General features: G+C 59.5%; 13 protein-coding genes and 1 pseudogene. 8 read left to right on the top strand and 6 right to left on the bottom strand.

Annotated elements, in window-relative coordinates; genetic code table 11:
- From NF876_RS29910 to NF876_RS29895, 4 genes are all read left to right on the top strand, one after another.
- A complete protein-coding gene (locus NF876_RS29910; protein WP_262271925.1) occupies positions 1 to 495 on the top strand; it encodes a hypothetical protein in 495 nt (164 codons plus the stop codon).
- Positions 496 to 687: 192 nt separating this feature from the next.
- Positions 688 to 1,047, top strand: coding sequence for a hypothetical protein (locus NF876_RS29905; RefSeq protein ID WP_210806223.1), 360 nt, complete (start codon positions 688 to 690; stop codon positions 1,045 to 1,047).
- Positions 1,048 to 1,164: 117 nt separating this feature from the next.
- Positions 1,165 to 2,067: a hypothetical protein gene (locus NF876_RS29900; protein ID WP_210806221.1), complete on the top strand. Its 903-nt coding sequence runs from the start codon at positions 1,165 to 1,167 to the stop codon at positions 2,065 to 2,067.
- A 66-nt stretch (positions 2,068 to 2,133) separates the two neighbouring features.
- The gene (locus tag NF876_RS29895) at positions 2,134 to 2,304 is read left to right on the top strand and encodes a hypothetical protein (RefSeq protein ID WP_210806219.1); all 171 of its coding nucleotides are present in this window, start codon (positions 2,134 to 2,136) and stop codon (positions 2,302 to 2,304) included.
- Positions 2,305 to 2,366: 62 nt separating this feature from the next.
- On the opposite strand, the gene NF876_RS29890 is transcribed toward NF876_RS29895, so the two are convergent.
- Positions 2,367 to 3,743: a hypothetical protein gene (locus NF876_RS29890; protein WP_210806217.1), complete on the bottom strand. Its 1,377-nt coding sequence runs from the start codon at positions 3,741 to 3,743 to the stop codon at positions 2,367 to 2,369.
- A 274-nt stretch (positions 3,744 to 4,017) separates the two neighbouring features.
- Between NF876_RS29890 and NF876_RS29885 the strand changes: the two genes are divergently transcribed.
- Positions 4,018 to 4,491, top strand: a complete 474-nt coding sequence (locus NF876_RS29885) for a hypothetical protein (protein ID WP_262271924.1) — start codon at positions 4,018 to 4,020, stop codon at positions 4,489 to 4,491.
- Between the two features lie 2,510 nt (positions 4,492 to 7,001).
- Positions 7,002 to 10,400, top strand: a complete 3,399-nt coding sequence (locus NF876_RS29880; protein WP_210806213.1) for a MobA/MobL family protein — start codon at positions 7,002 to 7,004, stop codon at positions 10,398 to 10,400.
- A gap of 356 nt (positions 10,401 to 10,756) precedes the next feature.
- Here the strand turns inward: NF876_RS29880 and NF876_RS29875 are convergent, their stop codons facing one another.
- Entirely contained in the window at positions 10,757 to 11,965 is a 1,209-nt protein-coding gene (locus NF876_RS29875; RefSeq protein WP_262266237.1) for a hypothetical protein, read from the bottom strand.
- 234 nt (positions 11,966 to 12,199) lie between these two features.
- Between NF876_RS29875 and NF876_RS29870 the strand changes: the two genes are divergently transcribed.
- Entirely contained in the window at positions 12,200 to 13,852 is a 1,653-nt protein-coding gene (locus tag NF876_RS29870) for a patatin-like phospholipase family protein (RefSeq protein ID WP_210805547.1), read from the top strand.
- A 447-nt stretch (positions 13,853 to 14,299) separates the two neighbouring features.
- Here the strand turns inward: NF876_RS29870 and NF876_RS29865 are convergent, their stop codons facing one another.
- The 4 genes from NF876_RS29865 to NF876_RS29850 all read right to left on the bottom strand — a co-directional run bounded on the left by NF876_RS29865 (position 14,300) and on the right by NF876_RS29850 (position 15,908).
- Positions 14,300 to 14,578, bottom strand: coding sequence for a hypothetical protein (locus tag NF876_RS29865; RefSeq protein WP_262271923.1), 279 nt, complete (start codon positions 14,576 to 14,578; stop codon positions 14,300 to 14,302).
- 2 nt (positions 14,579 to 14,580) lie between these two features.
- On the bottom strand, positions 14,581 to 14,829 hold the full coding sequence (locus NF876_RS29860; protein WP_210805541.1) for a hypothetical protein: 249 nt from the start codon (positions 14,827 to 14,829) through the stop codon (positions 14,581 to 14,583).
- Positions 14,830 to 15,278: 449 nt separating this feature from the next.
- On the bottom strand, positions 15,279 to 15,497 hold the full coding sequence (locus NF876_RS29855) for a dodecin (protein WP_262271922.1): 219 nt from the start codon (positions 15,495 to 15,497) through the stop codon (positions 15,279 to 15,281).
- A gap of 93 nt (positions 15,498 to 15,590) precedes the next feature.
- Entirely contained in the window at positions 15,591 to 15,908 is a 318-nt protein-coding gene (locus tag NF876_RS29850) for a helix-turn-helix domain-containing protein (protein WP_262271921.1), read from the bottom strand.
- Between NF876_RS29850 and NF876_RS29845 the strand changes: the two are divergent.
- Positions 15,907 to 16,122, top strand: a pseudogene (locus tag NF876_RS29845) (IS6 family transposase); the annotation flags it as partial. The gene NF876_RS29850 and the pseudogene NF876_RS29845 sit on opposite strands and share 2 nt — an antisense overlap.

The raw sequence follows: 16,122 nt of genomic DNA, 5'->3' as shown, positions 1-16,122 counted from the left end.
GTGAGCGTTCAGGACCTTCCGCTGGAGGCGCGGCTCGAGGCGCATGCGCTGCTCGATCGCCTGACGATGGATGGGCAGACCTTTTCCCCTGAGGATGCAAGACGCTTGATCGCGGTGATACCTGTCACGCCGCGGCGGCGGTTCTCGTTCACCGGCCTGTTCCAGAGCCGCGGGCCGGGCTTTCGCGGGCGGGCCCCCGGTGTCGGCGACGTGCAGTTGGACGGGGAGGGCAGGGAAAAGCGGGTGTCGTGGAACGCTGCCCCGGTTCACCGGATCGGCGGCTACCTGGTTACTCATACGCCAGGCCAGATAGAGATAGAGCTCCTGTGGATCGCAACGCGCGAGGACTTATCCGGGCAATCCTGCCAAATGCTCTATGACACTGAGACCGGAGAGCCGCGAGCCATGGAGATCTCGGTCCAGCGAACACTTACTCTATTGTTCGTCCGTCTAGCCTATGTCACCTATGTGCTCTGGAAAATGCCTGAGGAGTGACAAGCAGGGGAGGGCTTATCTGTGATTGGTTGTAGATTCGCGGATGGTTCAAGTGCTGCGGCATCTGGCGTTCGACGGAATGACGATTGGTATTCCTCGTACACCACCCGGGACGCGGGCCACACCGGTCTCGTCTTCGCCTCTTCCTATCGAGGCGAGAGCTTCCGTCGTTACAAGTGAGCCCTCCCTCTGATGAGTCCCGCTTTCCGGCAAGCCGCCTTCCAGCGGATGGCCAACTTGGCGCATGCCATCCTGCGCAGCGATATCTCGGAGATCAAAAAGCTCTGGTTCGTCGATGACGCCGTCTCCCAGATTCAGCCCCGCGAGTGGGACGCGGAGCTGGTCCGTCTCATGGAGACCATGGACTGGACCTACGCCTATGCCGATCGGCCCAGCAGCGAATCGAGCCGCAAAGAGGACCTGATCCGCAAGAGGCTCCATGCTCTGCCGCTCGAAGTGGCGATCGCGTTCCTTCATGTGGCCGGCCGCAGTTGGAGCTTCGCCTACCACCTGCTCCGGAACCACCCGGATTCCAGGAAGGCCGCAGCCTAGCCCCAAACCCGCCCTCCGGCGGGTTTTTCCATGCGCGCTCGCCTAAACCCGAAAAGAGATCTCATCAAAAATTAGGATTGCCCCCTGGCGGGTTCAAAATCCCAAGGAGAAGACGAAATGATCGACGCTCGCATCGACACCGCTATCGCGATCCTCCGCTCTCTCGAGTCCCGCCAGTACACGATCGGCCAAGCCCGCTGGCAGGCCGTCCGCGATGCCAACGAGCTGCTGGCCGCCCAGTACAAGAACACCCCCTGGGGCGTCATGGGCCTGACCACGAAATTCCTGATGCACCCCGAGGCCACCTACCTCGTGATCAACCTCTGCGAGGGCCATTATGGCTCCTCCCAGCGTGGCCGGGTTTCCCTCACCCGCGTCGGCTTCACCTACATCGACGATGAGCCCTACGCCATCGACCTCGATACGGCCGAAGTCCTGGGCGAGATGAACGAGATCGCCACCACGGCCTACGACCGCTGGAAGCCGGAGTACTCGTATACCTCGCCCATGAAGGACGCGGCCTACCACGGCTTCGTGTTCGGCTCGCCGTCCCCGCGCAGCAGCCGGACCTTCGACAAGTGGGTTCTCCCCCTGACCGGCCCGGCCCTGCAGCACGCCGCCTTCCGGCGCCAGGCCGAGTTTGCCACCGACATCCTGCTCGGCAAGGTGCCGGCGATCGAGACCCTGCTGGCCCTCGACACCGTCAATGCCGAGATCGACCAGGAGGACGACCGCCAGCAGGCCATCGTCCGTTCGGTCATCGACGAGGCGGTCGCCCAGTACGTCCCGGCTGAATGGGACGCCGAGCTCGTCCGCCTCATGGAGAGCATGGACTGGACCTTCGATTACGCCGATCGGCCCAACAGCGCCTTCTACGCGCACCGGGACCAAATCGAGCGTCGCCTCAAGGCTCTGCCGCTCGAGGTCGCCATCGCGTTCCTCCACATCCCGGCGCACATGTGGCAGTACGCCTACCGCCTCCTCCGGAACCACCCGGAGGCGCTGAAGGCTGCGGCGTAAGATTCCCGCCACGCGGAGGATTGAGCCCGAGAGGCTTCGAAATCCCCAAAGGAGCGGAGATCCCCGATGCAGTATCAGTTCTACTGGTCCCGATGGCACCTGTCCTGGGACCGGGATCCGGACGACCACTTTGGGATCGTCCATAACACGCTGGTGATCGGCCCGCTGCAGATGCGGTTCTATTCCCAGCCCAAGAAGGGGAAAGCCCCAAAGCCCTCGGCTTCCCCTCAGGCCTGACAAAAGGAAAAGGCGGCATGTCTCGCGACAGCCGCCTTTCTTTATGAGTGTCCCTCCAAATCCTACGGAGGAAAGGGGGAATTCCTCAGCCGCTCGGGGAAGTGCTTCGGCTGTCCGGCCCAAGACCGGACATTTGGAACCGCATTAGGATCCTGCTCTGCCCAAAGAGCCAGATCAATCCGCGAGAAGCCCTTCGGCCATTCCATCGCGTCCACGATCTCACGCCAGACGAGATGCTCGCTGTCTTCCAGGTTGCCCAAGGCAAGATAGTCGAGGTGGGCCACCCACATCCGAGCCAGATCATCGCTGATCTCACCCTTCCCGGCACGCTCACTAAATTGCTCGGCGTCGGTGACACGAGTATCGATAAGATCCCAGATCGCAACACGATCGCGCTCGCGCTGAATTACATCCTCAAGGCTATGCTTCCAGACATTATAGATGCCTTGAATAGATCCATAAATTCGCAAGCCCGACTTGAACTCACGTTCCTTAAACTGATCGCTCGGGATATGGTCATAGACCGAGGCAAAGAACCATTTCTTCATATCCTCATCGGCCATATCCTCACTCGGGCTTGTCGTTGGCATTCCGAAATGCGGAAACAGAGCAAGAATGGCAGGATCAACCTTCGACGCGTCCTGGGCATCGGAGAAGTCATAGCGGCGAGTAAACTTCGTCCGACGGACCCTCGGATCCGGCACTTCCTCGCCCGGCTCGTTCTCGGCGTCCAAAAGCGCCTTCGCAAGAGCGGCCTGTTCGGCCAGCTCAGCCTCATACTCAGGATCGTTCTCGACCACGGTGATCTGCACCGTCCGGGTCTCGACCGGCTTGATCTCGAACGCCGTCTCCGGCGCATCGATCTGAATGGCGTCCACGCCAAGACCACCGGCCAGGGTCGACTCCAACAGAGCGGCCGCAACCTTTGGCGCGGCCTTAGGAGGCGGAGTCGGAATACGCGCCGGCGCCGCCGTCACGGGAGAAACCGTGCCGGACGTCGTACGCGAAGAGGCGCGACGGGACTTGCGCTCTGCCGTGGACCGCAAAGACGGGCTCACGCCGCGGACAACGTCGCTCACCAGAGACGCCGTCACCCGCACCTTTGCGCGGGACTTCCTCGGCGGACGTGGATCGTTGGGGCCGTACTTACGCGGACGGCCCCGACCCCGCTTCACAGGCTCGGAGACGCTAATTCCCATCTGCGAGGCGAGTGAATTTGCAATCTCGCTGTTGTAGCGGCCACCAGGGGTGACCTGCTCGAGATAATTCTCTTGCTTCTCGTACTCGGCAATCTCACGGCGCACGATCTCGCGCGCCTCCTCAGCCACTCGGTCGATATCCGACAACCTTTCATAAAGCGATTTCTTACCGCGCTGAAGCTGGGACCGACGAGTGGTCGGACGCATGGTGCCCCAGCCAACATAATGAAAGACGGCCATAGACGGACTTCCCTGAACGGACGGGGCAGCAAAAGCTGAAAATCGATCTTTCGCTGCCAAGAAACTTGCAAAACGAATTGTACCGGATGCCCTAGGAGCTCGACAATATGAATCGCGCTCATTGGGGCAGAGAAAATTACAATTTTTTGGCCCGGCTGGGCCTAACGCGCTTTCGCGCCGACGATTTCGCTGGACGCCCGCGCTTGCGGAGATCCGGCACAGGTAAGTCCCCGTCCGGTCGTAGGTGCCTGACCAAGGCCCGCAATTTCAATTCTTGGTCACGGTCATACCGGCCGCCAGGCGCCAAAATCTCCACCTCCATCAACTGGGCGTCGATAAGCTCGATCTCCCGATCAATCTGCTCGAGATCCCTCAGATGATCGGCAACCCGCCGCCGCCGGTCAGCCACAGCGGCTATCCGAGCCTTATGGAGGCGTCGGCCGCGATCGAGAGGCCGTTCCGTGCCCTAGCGGTACTTAAAGGTCAGATCGCTCGGAGCCTTGCTCTCATTCCCGTCTGTCATTTCGAGCCTCAAATTCCATTCCGCCCAAGGGAACGCCTTTCAGCTTATCCCGGCGGAATGTCCAAAAAGATGAATCGGGCCGTCCCTAAAAAGGGCATCCCCAGGCCAAGGTACAATAATTCGCCGCGTTGGGGCAGCAAAAATAACACTCGGTTTTTGGCCGCCCAACCGCACGGCAGCGTTACAGCGTGGATCAACCGGCTTTTCCCGAAAAACGGATTTTGAAATTCCTGTGCCAAAAGTGTTGCACAGGCTTTTTAGGCCTGAGGGCTGTGCGCAACCCACCCAAGCTGGGCAGCCCCAGAATCGAGATTGGAATTACCCCTGACAAAGATGTTGCAATTCCGATCCTTCGGTCGGCGGTCAATCCGTCCGCCACTCCAGGACGACCCAGGAGGCCGCGGCCGACCTAACGAAATTTGGTCAGCCAAGGCTGTTGCACGAATTTTTCTGCCCCGCAGGGCCGAGGCGGAGCGGGTAGGGGAGGGATCCCCAGAAACCCGCTCGAAATTCCTCTGACACATATGTTGCAATCGTTCATGGTCGACGGACCCCGGCCGTCCGCCCTGCCCGATCCATGATCGCAATTTCGTCTGACCGCGTTGTTGCAATTCAATTTCAGACCGGACCGTCAGGTCCGGAAGGGTAATGGTATTAAGTCTGCCCACGATGTTGCGAAATTTTCCAGCCGGCCAGATGCGGCCTCTGGTGCCACCCACAAGGAAGTCGAAATTGCTTTGACAGGAATCTTGCAATCGCTTTCGGCCTGGTCTCCACCGGGCTCACAGCCCATGTCCGGCATTTTGAAATCTGTCCTGCCACGGATCTTGCAATTCAATCTCGCGGCCGGTGCCTAGCCGAAATCGTTGCTGTTCAACGGTTTAGAGCACGAAGCCTTTCTTATATGCGGCAGAGAAAATCCGGCTAACTAAGGCCGGATAAATACACGGAGCCTCTGGCGGCGGCCAGGACAGCCTTTGCCATGGGGATCGAATATTCATGCCCCAAGGGCGAGATAGTTGCAGACTTGGCCGAGCCTCTGCCGCCAGATCTCAAGGCAGAGAAATTCTGCAAGAGCCCGCCATACCGATCCCAGAAGGATCCTGCGGCGAGGCCACGAAATTCAGCGCAGTTGGGGCAGGATAATTCAGGTCGGGGTCTGGAATCCCGGCCGGATTGGATCCGCGGCCAGGCACAATAAATGCCAGACGCAGCAGCTCGATACCGGCCAGGACGCGGATCGAGCCAGATCGGATAACCGCGCATTTGTGCTAACACGCGCAACCCGGTAGAATGGAAAAACGTTGATTTCCCAATGATTTCAAGTACTTAGGTTCCATAACGTATCTTATGCGAATCCGCGGTGTCCGGGCCTACCCCGCTGAACCCGTTCCCTCTTGAGCCAAGCCAGATCCCACCAGCTGCGCCCCATTGCGATCGACCTGCGCCTGTCAGACCTGCCAGAGTCCATAGGAAGCCCCAGGAGCGCCTCAGACGCCGGCGAGGCTCCATCGGGCCATGACGGCACCAGACGGCCGCCAGAGGCCCGGAAATCGAGGTTTTCCCAAGAGGATGACGTCAGGTCAGCCCGATCGTACAGACGCGATCGGCCGGAGATCCCAAGGGCAGAGCCTCTAGGACGGCCCAGGAGGCCTAAAGACGGTGTTCCAGGCCCCGATCTAGCCGGACAGCCACGAAGCCCGTCAGAGGCCCGAAAATCCAAGCTCCGTAAGGGATTGAGCGGCAGCGCTTATTTTGGTCGGCGGCCTAAATCCCATAGCGGACGGAGTAGGGGTCCCCTCCCCTCGAGGACGGCTTCCCCTGGAGGCCTGCAGCGGCCCAGGACAGTCCCAAGGAGCTGACCAAGAGCCTTCCCGGAAGGACGAAGAAGCGGATCCCAGAGAGGACGGAGCTCCATGACCCGGCGCCTGGTGCTCAGGACGCCTCACGGAGCCAGAAAGAAGGCCCAGGAGGACGGTCCGATTGGATGGACGGTCGATGCCCCATCCAGGACCCGAAGAACTGCCCAGAAGCGACGGAAGATGGTCCCCGAAGTTGGACGGAGAGTCCCAGGAAGATCCAGACGGATCCCCCAGTGAGGAGCCCTCGGACAGGGCTCAAGGGTCCCAAAAAGTTGAGGGCTCAATACCGCAAACTTTATGCAGCCTCCGCTGCAGTAAATTTTGCTCGGATCCAAGATCCGTATTTCGGTCCCTGCCACACCCCCCGTTGCATCCATTCCAGACCCCAATCCGCCTGCCTTCGCAGCTTCATGAGGACGCCCACTTTCGTGACGTCTCCACCTTCGTGTCGACTGGCTTCTGAAACAGTCATGGGTGCCCTTCGGCATCCTGACTTGATGCTTCATCCCTTTCGGGCTTCGGTTGTGTGCCAGGGACAAGCTGACCAGATAATCGGGGCACAAAAAATACCCGCGAGCCGGCACCCTTCGGCACCTCTATCAGACTTCGGTCGGCCTGCGCCTTACCCCTCGTCTTTCGCTCTTCCCGACCCTTCGGTCTCGTATTTTCTCTGCCTCAACGGACCTACGGTTAGGTCTTCCACTGGTCAGAACGACCGCACCGCGGTCGCCATAGAGCGGCGTCCGGAGCTACGCCGTTACCCAATGATTTTCGGAAATCTGGCGAATTTCTTGCACTTCATTTTTGGCCATGGCTGGCCTGAGGAGATCAGAGCCTGATAGGATAGGCATCCAATCACCAAGACCCCTCATTATGTCGATCACGCCCGGCCATCTCGTCCTTAACACGCTTCAAGACCTGTCTCGTGCTGTCAGCCGGGCCGGCGCCCGTGATCCGTCGAAGGATTTTACGCGGATCATCCCGAATCCCTCGAAGGCCTACGCCCTCGGCGGCCTCGGCGTTGCAGTCGCCGGAAAAGACGCACCGGCGCCCGTTCGCTTCGGCGCAATTACAATCAACCCACGTCCCGTGGGGCCAATGATCGGGATGTCTACGGGCGTGCATCAAGCTGTCGGGCGCGCCTATGATCACCCAGGCGTACGGTTTGGTGACCGCAGTAGGGGAAGTGCTCGGCCACTATCGGCCGACGGGGCCCAGACATTTCATTTCTCCCATAGCTACCATTCGAAAACATCTCCGATCCTCGACATGATCAAAGCGGCCCGTGGCGGCCGACGATATCTCGACTCAACGGCAACCGCTCACCTCCTTTACATCGAGAGAGATGGAGCAGCCGAGAAAGTCGCGAGGGAAAAGGAATATCCAGGCTACGACCCAGACGTAGCTGAAGACCGCTTTGCGATGCTCGAGCGCGAGGCTGAAGGGCGGAGCGCCGAGGCGCAACAGGACTATCTTGAACGACCCGGCGCCGTAGAGCGCACGCCGATCAAAAACCTCTCTGATGACGAACTTGACGCCCTTGAGTTCGCGTCATTCGGCACCATCGGGGCAACTATCGACGAGCGTCGTCATTTCTGGAATGCCGTTAACGCTATCGAAAAGAGTCCTCAAGGTGACACCGTCACCATCCGATTTGCTGACCATCCGGAATGGTGGGATCTTGCGATCCAGAATCTCGATACTGCCCCAGGCGATGTCCGCTTGGCCCTTAAGGACCAGCAGCTGAACGGCGAGCCCAAGGATGTCTCAGGGAAGTACCCTACCCCGACGGCGTTCGCGATCCACCAATGGGCCGTCAATCTCCTTCCCGAAGCTCCTATAGAAATCGAACCGGGTCGGGGTGGCCGGATTCAGAATCGTATCATCGCGGAGTTGCCCTTCGAACTTGAAGGGCGTGAGCGGGTCGAAATCGTTCGTAACTTCACTGACAAGCTTGCCGAAAAAGGCCTGCCTTACTGGGCAGTCATTCATGCCCCTGATCACAATAACGATCTGCGCAATTACCACGTCCATATCATCTATTATGACCGCCCTGCTGGGCGAATGAAGGATCCGAAAAACCCTGCCGGCGGCGAATTGTGGGATTTCGAGATCGAAGATGAAAAAATTTACAAAAGCCGAAACCGGAAGAAATTTCGGCCCTTTATGCAGCCGAAGCTCCGCGAAGCAAGCGAGCAGCCATGGATACCCCAACTTCGTGAACACTGGAAAGACGTCTCCAACGACGTCATGGAGAAAGCCGGCGTCATCAAACGCTATGATGCCCGCTCCTATGAGGCCATGGGCATTGACCTCGATCCTCTGAAGCACATTCCCTCGAAAACCTTCAATAAGGAAAGAAAGGGAGAACTAACCGAGGATGGCGTCGTCCTGGCACGCCGCCAATGGCAAGTCATGCAGGACCGCTTGGTCAACGACCATGAGAAGCGAGCCCGCCATCGCCAGCGCATCCTCAAGGAAAAGACTGATAAGGCAAGACAGGTATTGGGCTCAAAAAGCCCATATAAGGACATAGCCCTCAAGGAGGTCGACCGCCTGACCAAGCTGGTCGAGCAGGCTGGATCGTTGGTGTCCACGAACGAATTGTTCCAGGACCTCGGGCGGATTGTCATTAATAGGGTTGCATCTCGTCCCAAGCTGATCATCGCGGCTGACGAAAAGAAGAATGAAAAAAGCCCGGGCCGGACCAAATCGAAACGTGGCCAAGGCCACGGTCAAACCACCCAGGCCCCTGAGGACAAGAATGGTGCGACACAGCCTGTCGGGCGGGCCGCAAAGGAGGCCATGGCATTCCTGCTGGAGGTTTACGGCCGAGGGATGCAGATCGACAAGCGTAATCAGATCGAGTTGGACGTCTCTCGCGGCCACCTGAACTCGCTCCTCAAGCGGCTCGATAACATGATCGCCGATCCGAAGCGTCATCCCCTGGATCGTCGAGCTCCCGGATTTATCGATCTGACGATTGCTGACCCGAGCGCGGATGTGGTTTCAGCCCAGAAAAAAGAAAGAGCGGAGAGGATCACTGACAGGTTGAATGCCTATGTTGAGGCTACTGTGCCAAAGATCCTCGCCGAGGTAGCTGGTACGTCCACGTCCCGGCCCGAGCCTAAACAAGAAAATATTCCACAAGGATCCACTCCCACTCGGCCAACCGTCACTCCTGCCGAGCCTGTAATGCGCAGCCCGACCTCTCCAGCTCGCGCTTCGTCTGGGGATCCGATCCCTCGGACAACGACCGATCGTGTCTCATCTCCGAGGCCATCCGATTTAAACACGGCTTCGGCCCAACTAGCCAACACGACAGCGATGCAGGCGCCAAGTGCCGCACGTCCACAAGAGCCGATCGCTCGGCCGCAGAAAACACGATTCCGGCCGGAGCCATTTTATAAGCCAAAGGAAAATGCTGGAGCGCCGGCTGCTGCACAGGCGAAAAATACTGCTCCAAGCCCAGTTAAATCGCCCGCTCCAACTCCAGCTAATTCTGCCGCTAAGGCCCCTGCTCCGAATAATTCCAGGACCGAGGCAGGAAATAAGCCGGCTGTCGCAGAAAATACCCATCAGCCATCCAAGGCACCGGTAAATAATGTGGTGAAGCCGGAAAATGCCGCGCCTGGCACAAAGCCCGTCCGCGATAATTCAGGCTCGGGGGTCTCCAAGCCAGCAACAGCTGCCCAGCCCCCGTCGGCGCCGGCAGAAGCCCAGCGCGTGGCCGCTTCTCCCGCTGACACGAAACCTGCCCAGACACAGGTACCTTCTCGCCCAGTACAAGCTCCGGCAGTTCCGTCCGCCCGACCCACAGCTCCTCAGGCCGGATCTGCGAAAGAGCCAACTACGGCTAAGGTCACATCGGCTCCAGCCGCGGTTCCGGAAAAGGCACCAGCCCCCGCGCCTGTCCAAGCCCCGCGTCCCCGTCCTGAACCCGCTCGGCCCGCACCTCGCGCGGAAGCGAGCACCGGCAAACCTGACGCTACAAAGGCGGCATCCGAGGTCAAGGCTCCTGCTCGACCTGAGAGGACCCCTGTCGCACCCAAACCGGCTTCGGCTGAATCGAGTTCTGTCAGGACACCCGGGGAACGATTTGGCGAATACTCGGACGCAAAACCTGCAAAGGAAAAGGCAGAGATCCGGGTCGGCAATCCTCTGTCACCCGTCACTCCCAAGCAGATGGAGCCGATCCGGGTCGAAGGCATAAGGCCACCGAAGAAGCCAAAGCGTCGCGACAAGGGCAGGGACGAGGGTCCGAGCATGTAATCGAAACTGCACTGATCAGTTTTCGAAGGACGCACAGCCTCTCGCCCAAATCTCTCACGAGACGGCAGGCAGAGGGCTTTCTCTTTACCTGGCAGCAGATTGCGTGCTCGGCTAAACGGGCCGGCAACTCTTTTCGTGATAAGGGATAGTGTCGTACCCAGTACTGCACACGCCCTGTCTGAAGTTTGGAAGAGATTTCAGTCAGGGCGTTCGCGTTCCAATAGTGTGCAATTGAGCCTGGCTGGTCATGATTGCCAGATGGGGTGCGCTGCATTCCCACCCACCATGCAGCTGCGAATCCTGCTCCCCGTGTGCTTCCGGTGACAAGTTATAGATCACCTTTCATGGCAGGGGGATCATACGAGCGACGGCGTCACCGTCAGGCGCAGGGAAGTGTCTCCACGGCTCACCTTCGGATGATCGAAGTTCAGGTTTCCCAGTTTCCACGACTGCAGCACCACAGTGGCCTCACCAATCGTTTTCGGCTTCACACCTCCCTTGGCAGCACGTTCAATGGTCAAGGTCTTGCCGCTCCAGTCGAGCAGGAGACGATCTTCCGGACCAAAGCCAGCCTGGTCCCACAACTCCCGTGGCAGCCGGATGACGGTGTAGAATCGATCCGAACGCTTGGCATCGGGGATCGACTTGACCACGACAGGCGCAGAGCCCGCCTGAGGCGCTGGTGCCGCGTTCCTCTTGGAGTGTCGGCTCTGACCGGATGGCTTCTTCGTCTTTGCCGCTATCGGGGCAGGCTCTGCTTGCGGACCAACCGCCTGGTCAACATCTTGCAAAAGACTAAGCTGCAGGGCCGGCGGCTCCTCAACCTCCGTCGGTTTGGTGGACGGCTTCATGGCCTCCCCGGCCGGGGCGAAAACGCTCGGGATCAGTTGCACGGCATGTGCAACCTCCCGCAGGCTTCCGCAGATCCCCTCGGTCGACTGCACCACCAGAGGCGTCAGACCCGCCATGGCCTCGATCTGCTGAGTGCCCAGAGAGACCAGCCTGCCCATCTGCTCAGCCATCAGGTCCATCGTAGCACGAAGGCCTTTCAGTTCCTCGGCCATTCCCGTTAGGGCTCGTTCGATCTCGGGTGGCAGGGCAGGGGCTGGTGCGACCTGCTGGGGGGCGCCTGCAGCTGACGGGCGGGGGGCCAGCACCGGCTTGGGGCGAAAGACCTCCTCGACGAGCGCGTCGGGTTTGCCCAAGTGGCGCGCCAGAATATCAGCGGTGTCCCTGGACCGCTTGTCCGCAGGCGGTGTCGGGCGATCTGGATGGTTCGCGGCGTCTGGCGACCGGTGATGCCGAGCCTCGTCGCACTGGCGCGGCTGCGGGGCCGCGCGGGGTTTTGCCAGACAAGCCGAACACAGATCATGGGCGCGATCGCGGGCGAGAAGCCAGCCGCGGTCCTTGAAGTAGCCCTTGACGACATCGTCACCGACGGACCTGCTCGACTCGTAGGTGTCCGTCTTGTGGCATCCCGAGCAACGGGCGGTGAAGCGGTACTTGGAGGGAGCGCCACCGGTGCGGGTGATCTGCGGCTCGAACTGACGTGCGATGCCGGGCATGTATCGTGTCCTATGCTAATCGTAACAGCTTCCTGGCCGAGAATGGGTCTCACGCCCCGGGGGCAACCGCTGACCGGAAAGCAATCGAGAGAATGCAGGAGCACATAAACCCCTGCCGGAGATTTTCCAAGCCTATGCCTGTTTGCTCGAAGGGATGTCTTTACCGCCTCCTGCTAGCTACAGGTCGTTGAAACCCATTGAGGCGCCCTGTCCCATGGCTGAGCCGATAGATCGATGATCCAGGAGGACGAGCCTGCCGAGGACAGGACTGTTGATCGTGTCTTCGTCGCCTTCGAAGGGGGCGGCGCAAAAGGGCTGGTCCACATCGGCGCCCTGAAGGCGCTTGAGGAGTACGGAGCGAATATCACTGGGCTCGCCGGTACGTCAGCAGGTGCTATCATTGCAGCCTTGAGAGCGACCGGGATGCATGCCGATGACATGGCAGATCCTATCCGTGGCACAACACTGCTTCCATTGCTTGGTCCAAAGTTTCGAACAGCAACCGACATTTTCGGTCGGGGAGGGTGGGCGCGGATTGCTGCTTTACGTTCTGCGGCGGTCGCCTTTTCCGGCCGGCGCCGGATCGCGTCAGTCAGCTTGCTGCTTCTTGCCCTGCCCGGCTCTGTGTTCGCCGCCCATGATTACGGCAAATGGGCTGTAGGATTCGCAGTAGCCGTTTGGATTATTGTTGGTGTGGTCGGAGGCCGCTGGCTGCTTAGCGGTCTGTCGAGTGTGCATACCTTTCGGGACGCTTTGCGGAAGCTATTGCAGGAGCGACTTTTCCCCACCGAGCCGGGGCGTGATGTTCTGTTCTCCGACTTCGGCGTTGATGGCCGGCCAACGTTGAAGATTGTCGCCACTGACCTGAATGCACGTCAGCTCAGGCTGTTCTCGCCCGAGCAAACACCCGATACCCTGGTTGCCGATGCTGTAGCGGCCTCAATTTGCCTTCCCGTGATCTTCCGCCCCTTTGAATTTGGATCGTCCGTGTTTCTAGACGGTGGCCTCGTGTCGAATTTACCGGCGTGGCCTTTCGATGAGGAGCGTGCTCTCGACCCCGACGCCCTGACGATTGCTGTCGAGATCATCGACACGTCCTCGACCGCTCGGGTGTCTCCGACCGGATGGCTTGGAGCTGCGGTGAAAACCGCTATCTTCGGCTCCTCCGTTCTGAACAAACGGGCTGTCGGTCGGCTCGAAGTGGTCCCGATGGAAACCCAGCTGAAGGTGTTGGACTTTGATATCGGCGCAGATGCCGCTTTGAACGCGGTGGCGGAGGCTACCAATTATGCTCGAGCCCGCATTGTGCAGCGGCTTCTGGAGGGACCTGGTGTTCTTCGAGAGGCAGCCAGGGATGTGCATGTGCTCACCCGCGCCGTGCTGAAAGAGCAGGAAAGCATTTTCGCCTCGGGGACTTTGACGGGCCGAGTACGGGTCGCACTCGCCATCAAAGAGGCCGGGTTGTACCGCTCCCTCAGACTCCGGCATGGGATCGGCTACGAGGAGCATACCGATGAGGCGATGCTGTTGCCGATGGAAGGTTCGCTTGCCGGCCGAACCTGGTTGGGACGAGAGCCCACCTTTACAGAAATCGTCCAGGTGGCCGGGTTATTTTATGATGCGGAAGGTACGGAAATTCTTCCAGGTCCAGCGAACCGGCAGCGCCGACGCCTGGTATGGCCGGAACTCGCATGGTCACTGTGCGTTCCGGTGTTCACGGCTGAGCAGGATGAGCCCGCCTTTGTCGTTGTCGTGGAGGGCGAGGAGCGGGTGGCCGAGGAGGCCTCGGACCTGGAGAGCGTCATCAACTTGCTCTCTGAGGGAATTAACACCATATTTGAAGAGCCGCTTAAGCGGTTAGCAAGGCTTGGTTATTCATGGGCGTGAAAATCCTTCGTGGCGCAACCGCCGCCAGATCCGCGGGCTCAACTGGCCAGCGCAATACACTCGACCCGAGCTTCGTTGAACGGGTGCGCGCGAAAGCTGCTGCCAGCAGCCGGACGCTTACGGCCAAGGCGCAGCGGATTGTTGAGGAGCATGATCGCAATCTGGCCCGGATTACGGATCCGAAGCTGAAGGCGAGTGCTCTGAAGCGGTAAGGGTGTTCCTCAGCTATCCTTATAATATAACATTTTGCATAATTGTAATTTTGACAAGAAGTCTGTAACCGCTGCCGTGGCCGGGCCTCCTTCAGGAGGAACTCATGCGGACCAACCAGTGGCCATCCCAGCTGTGGCCCTAAGCCCTTGCAACGGAACTTGGGCCCGCGGCCGGCACGATCGACACCTACACTGATGATCTCAATTGCCATCTCGCCTAGCTGAGCGAGAACCGCTACTCCGCCCAATTGGTATGCCCCGCCGCAAGAACCCGCAATGCCATCTCGCCTGCTGTTCGGGCTGCCTCGAACCCTTCTGGTGTCGGCTCGAATGACTCCAGCGGAAGAAAGCCGTCAACACCTCCCAGCAGGACGAGCGTGATCGGCCCGTCCGGATGATCCTGCTCCTGTACAAGGGAGAGCATGAGGCCGCCGATCTCTCCGAAGGCATGCTTCTCATCAAAGTGGAGTGTCTTCGTCTCCGCACGCTGGGGAAATGCAATGACCTCTGCCATACCTAGTCCTCTCCACCTGCTCCACGGATCTCAGCATCTCCAAGCCATCTCTGGGCTTCTTCAAGACTACCAAATGTATGCTCAAGTTCGGTGAACGGAGCAGGCCTCTCTTCAGGAGGCAAATCGAGCAGGAGTTCTGCCGTCCAGGTCGCGTCATCTGTTCTGCCGCTTTGGACCAAACTGGCGATAATCACTCCATGGAGCAGCACGTCATAGCTGCCTGGAGCTAGCCGGGAGAGTTTGTAGGCCATTGTGAACCTTCTGGAGAGGACAACGACAGCAGCGCAGCAGGACAGCAGGATGTAGTGGGCCGTGCCCCCAACAGTAGCTCTACTCAGCACAGGGGTTCTGAGGCAAGCCTGCGCGAGTTGAACCTCATCTATTCAACATCGGGAGGTTAACCTGCAGCGACTGCGCGAAGACAACACGGCGCTCGCGGATCTGGTGAATGAGTTGGCAGCCCACTTGGCACAGCCGCTCCCGCCGGAGCCGCCGTTTCAGGTCATGGTGGATGTAACAACCCTACAGGGTCGGGTGTATGCCATGGCTCGCAGGGTCAGGAGCATGAAGCAGGTGATCCGTGACAGAAGCCTGCAGCAGGCACTCGCAGCCGACTTTGCTATGCAAGAAAGCAAGATTGAAGTCTCAGGATAGCACCATTGCATGTCTGGGCGGAGTGGGTTCGTGACCTCGCCTCGTCTTACGGATACTCGCCTTCCAAGGTAAATCCGGCCTTGAGCAGCACTTGGTAATGCTGGACCTCACCGTTCTCTACCTGCCCACGGGTTTGCACCACCTCGAACCAACGCAGATTGCGCAAGGTCTGGTCGGCACGCTTGATTGCCGTTTGGATGGCATCCTCGATGCTGCTCGTCGATGAGCCCACCAGTTCAACCACTTTGTAGACGTGATCCGACATTCTACCCTCCTGGCTTCTCTCCAAAATCACAGGTAGGGCAGAGGATCTCATCTGCGAGGCCGTCGCGCACTCGGCGGTCGTGTGAAACAAGGATCAGGAACAGCGCCGCTGCTGACGGAGATCAGTGGTCGAGGTGTTCCCATAGGTGTGAGGGAGTAGCCGCTCAAAGCTGTTACGAACAGTGCCGTAGCACTCGCAGGAGGCGCCTTCCAGCCTGGTACGGTCCATCACCGTGATTACACCCCTACCCTGCTTGATGAAGCCTGCTTCCTGAAGCGATCGGGTGATGCTGCTGACGGTGGAGCGCTGTACGCCCAGCATGTCGGCCAGGAACTCATGGGTGAGCGGCACGGTGTCCCGGGTACTGTCAAGTTGGCGAGAGGCGGCGATCTGTGGCACGGTCTTGGGCATGAGCACGACGTCCAATCCGTACCGCGGCTACCGCTATCCGGCCGAAATCATCAATCAGGCCGTCTGGTTGTATCACTGCTTCAGCCTGAGCCTGCGCGAAGTTGAGCTGATCCTGGCGGCGCGAGGCATCATGGTCAGCTACGAGACCATCCGCGAGTGGGGCCTGCGGTTCGGACGGACCTACGCCAAGACGCTCAAGCGGCGCCGGCCGCAA

This window comes from Microvirga yunnanensis (genome assembly GCF_025460875.1).
Note: the sequence above shows the minus strand (reverse complement) of the source record. Positions and strands in the feature narration are given on the sequence as shown.

What these genes read in the sequence shown, in the direction of transcription:
- NF876_RS29905 (WP_210806223.1), top strand. Translation starts at nt 688, where the DNA reads ATGAGTCCCGCTTTCCGGCAAGCCGCCTTCCAGCGGATGGCCAACTTG.
- NF876_RS29900 (WP_210806221.1), top strand. Translation starts at nt 1,165, where the DNA reads ATGATCGACGCTCGCATCGACACCGCTATCGCGATCCTCCGCTCTCTC.
- NF876_RS29895 (WP_210806219.1), top strand. Translation starts at nt 2,134, where the DNA reads ATGCAGTATCAGTTCTACTGGTCCCGATGGCACCTGTCCTGGGACCGG.
- NF876_RS29890 (WP_210806217.1), bottom strand. Translation starts at nt 3,743, where the DNA reads ATGGCCGTCTTTCATTATGTTGGCTGGGGCACCATGCGTCCGACCACT.
- NF876_RS29880 (WP_210806213.1), top strand. Translation starts at nt 7,002, where the DNA reads ATGTCGATCACGCCCGGCCATCTCGTCCTTAACACGCTTCAAGACCTG.
- NF876_RS29875 (WP_262266237.1), bottom strand. Translation starts at nt 11,965, where the DNA reads ATGCCCGGCATCGCACGTCAGTTCGAGCCGCAGATCACCCGCACCGGT.
- NF876_RS29870 (WP_210805547.1), top strand. Translation starts at nt 12,200, where the DNA reads ATGATCCAGGAGGACGAGCCTGCCGAGGACAGGACTGTTGATCGTGTC.
- NF876_RS29865 (WP_262271923.1), bottom strand. Translation starts at nt 14,578, where the DNA reads ATGGCAGAGGTCATTGCATTTCCCCAGCGTGCGGAGACGAAGACACTC.
- NF876_RS29860 (WP_210805541.1), bottom strand. Translation starts at nt 14,829, where the DNA reads ATGGCCTACAAACTCTCCCGGCTAGCTCCAGGCAGCTATGACGTGCTG.
- NF876_RS29855 (WP_262271922.1), bottom strand. Translation starts at nt 15,497, where the DNA reads ATGTCGGATCACGTCTACAAAGTGGTTGAACTGGTGGGCTCATCGACG.
- NF876_RS29850 (WP_262271921.1), bottom strand. Translation starts at nt 15,908, where the DNA reads ATGCCCAAGACCGTGCCACAGATCGCCGCCTCTCGCCAACTTGACAGT.